The sequence below is a fragment of the Treponema sp. genome, assembly GCF_045657965.1.
Classification (GTDB): Bacteria; Spirochaetota; Spirochaetia; order Treponematales; family Treponemataceae; genus Treponema_D.
Genome location: NZ_JAZOUG010000314.1, coordinates 1 through 2,789 on the forward strand (window position 1 = coordinate 1; position 2,789 = coordinate 2,789).

Sequence of the window (2,789 nt, forward strand, 5' to 3'; positions counted from 1 at the left end):
GCTCCTGTAGCAGTTTCTGCAAGGGCACAAATATCATATGTTCCATTTGCACCTGTTACAGTAGTTGATTCTTCAAGCTCGCTTGTATCGGCAGTTGCATTAAACTCAGTTTCGTATGCACTGTAATCCCAAATTGAAGAGTCGTTCACATATTTACCAGTCTTTTTGTATACACGATTAAGGATTACCGCACGACCTGAATATTCTGCATTATATACAGCTTCAGTAATCGTGCCTTCATAAGCTGCATCAAAGAGTGAAGAATCAAGGTTTCCGCCATAGTACTTAATACCGACATTCATATTGCTGTCAGAATCTTTTTCAATGTAAACAGGTGTATTTGAGCCACCGAATGCACCGATTAAGCCTGAACCGCTTTCTGTAACATTGATGAATGCACTCTGGTCGTAGTAGTTACTTCCGCTTGAGCCAGATGCAGATGCACGGCGTGCAAGATATGATTTCGGATGATTTGAAACAAGCTCACAATTAAAGAGAACATAGCCTTTTCCGACTGTTGTTGAACTTGCAGCATCTGAACCAACGCGGGTTTCAAAGACATAAGAGCCGCTTGTAGAAACAGTATCAGCAGAAGTATCAAGCTGAACAATCTTACATTCTTCAAACAATGCAACGTCTGCGTAACCCCAGATAAAGTCTGTATCACCTTCGACATAGCACTTATAGAACCAGTTCTTACCTTTTGTAAGCAAGGTATCCTGATAGCCTAAGAATGAAGAATTGTATGCTACAAGGTGAGCGCTAGAGTTAAAGTACAATGCCTCACTCTGAGCAGTTCCGTCAACATTGCGGTCATAAGCATTCTGAAGCGTAATATTCTTAAGTGTAAGGTCGTTACCCTTCCAGCGGAATGCTGCACGGGTATCGCTTGAGCCGTTGTAAGTATTGCAGTTGATACCCTGAATTACGACATCAGTACCGTATGTTGTTGTTGTATCACCTTCAATGGTAATTGATTTTGTTGCTGAGTAGTTTACAATTTCACGGTAGATACCTTTTTCTACAGTAATTACAGCGCCGTCTGCTGCAGCTTCAAGAGCAGCCTGTACTGTGCGGTAATCAGCTGAATCGCTTGTGCCAACCGTAATTGCAGATGTACTTGAAGGCGCATAAGCGTCGCGGGTTGTGAATGTCCAGCGTTTTGCAGTCGGGTCAAAACCTGTAAATGTTGTACCGCCAATAGTACCAGTAATAGCACCTTCGGGAATACCAACGCTGTACGTTTTTCCGTTTGAAAGAGCACCCTTATGCGGTTTTACAAACACGGTGTTTCCAACAACCTGAACCATAAAGTTCTTGAGGGTGTATGTTGTGCCGTTGATTGTGTCTTTATCAGAACCAATTGTAATTGTATCTACGGCATCACCATCGAGATTGTCAACATCATAAATTTCAATAATACCGTCAGTAGTAAGAGACGGAGTTGAATCAAATGTAAGTTCAAGGTGGTCATCTTCATACACACCAGTTGCAGCAACTGCCGGAGAAACAGTCAGTGAGCTGTAAGCTGTATCTGAATAAGTTGCCGAAGCCTCTACAGTGTATGTAATTACACGGCTTGCTGTTTCAGATGCATTTTTAACCGTAACAGTTGCTGTTCCCTTAGCTGTAGGAGTTACAGTGAACGAGCCGTCGCCTGTTTCTACAGCGATAACAGAAGAATCTGATGAAACAGCTGTCCATGATTCCTCAGCACCTGTATCATCGAGTGCTGTAACAGTATAGGTAACTGCACTGCTTCCGTTACGTACAGTAAGTGACGGGTTAGACTCAAAAATATATGCTGTTGTATTTTCGTTCAATGTAATGAACTTAGAGCTGTCTGACTGGAGTTTTACTGTAGCCTTACCTGTATCAAGTGCACCAATCTTAAATGAGTGCATGACAAATGTATCGCCATTTGTATACATTCCGGCAAGACTTGTATATGCAGAAAGGTCTTCAGCGAGTGTATAACTTGTAGTACCGGATTTATTGAACTGAATACCGTTGATATAACCGTAGATTTTTCCTTCTGAATATTCATAACGGATTGTATAGAAATCAGTCCAGTTTTTACCAACCTGCAGGTAGCTTGAATCGCTCATAAGACTTCCAAACTGAGTTCCTTTTGGCTTATTAGGAAGCTCTCCTAACTGTGTACGGCCGTTAAAATTTACACCTGCATACGAAAAAGACGCGCTGTCACTTGAAATAAGACCTGCAGGACCAAAATTTTTATTAGATCCAGAACCAGCTGTAGTTGGAATTACAACAGCCTCTACATAAAAACCTGTTGAGCTTGAATAGGTAGAAGCAAGGCTTGTTGTCTGAGCTTCTGATAATTTTACTGCAATGCCTTCGCTCGGAGAAGTAACAACCAGTTCTCCAGCAGCATTTGTACCTGCAGAGCCGCTAACAAGTGTAAACTCATAGCCATTCCAGGTAAATGTACTGCCGCTGGAAGAAGCCAGCGTTTCAGCTACGGTGGAGTCAACAGAGTCTGAATCATCCGTTTTTTCTGTGCTGTTATTGTTATTCACCGTGTTTGAATTTCCACTACTTCCGCCGTCTGAGCCGTCAGCACAACCCGTGAAGACAAAAGCAAGTGTCGCAAACAATGAGACTAACAATGAAAGCGATTTCTTAAACTTTTTCATAATTTTTCCTCCATTTTTTTTATGGTTTTTTCTCTAGTATGGAAGTTTAATCGTACGTTTAAATGTTTCATATACAAATTCTAATAAGTTTTATAAAAGTTATTTACAAATTTAATTGATTTTTGTATA

Annotated in this window: 1 protein-coding gene; it reads right to left on the minus strand. The window is 41.0% G+C overall.

Going from position 1 to position 2,789, the window contains the following annotated elements:
• Window positions 1-2,660: pectinesterase (locus ACKI5B_RS11855; protein ID WP_407429020.1), on the minus strand; the 2,660-nt coding region annotated here is incomplete at its 3' end.
• Window positions 2,661-2,789 lie beyond the last annotated feature (129 nt).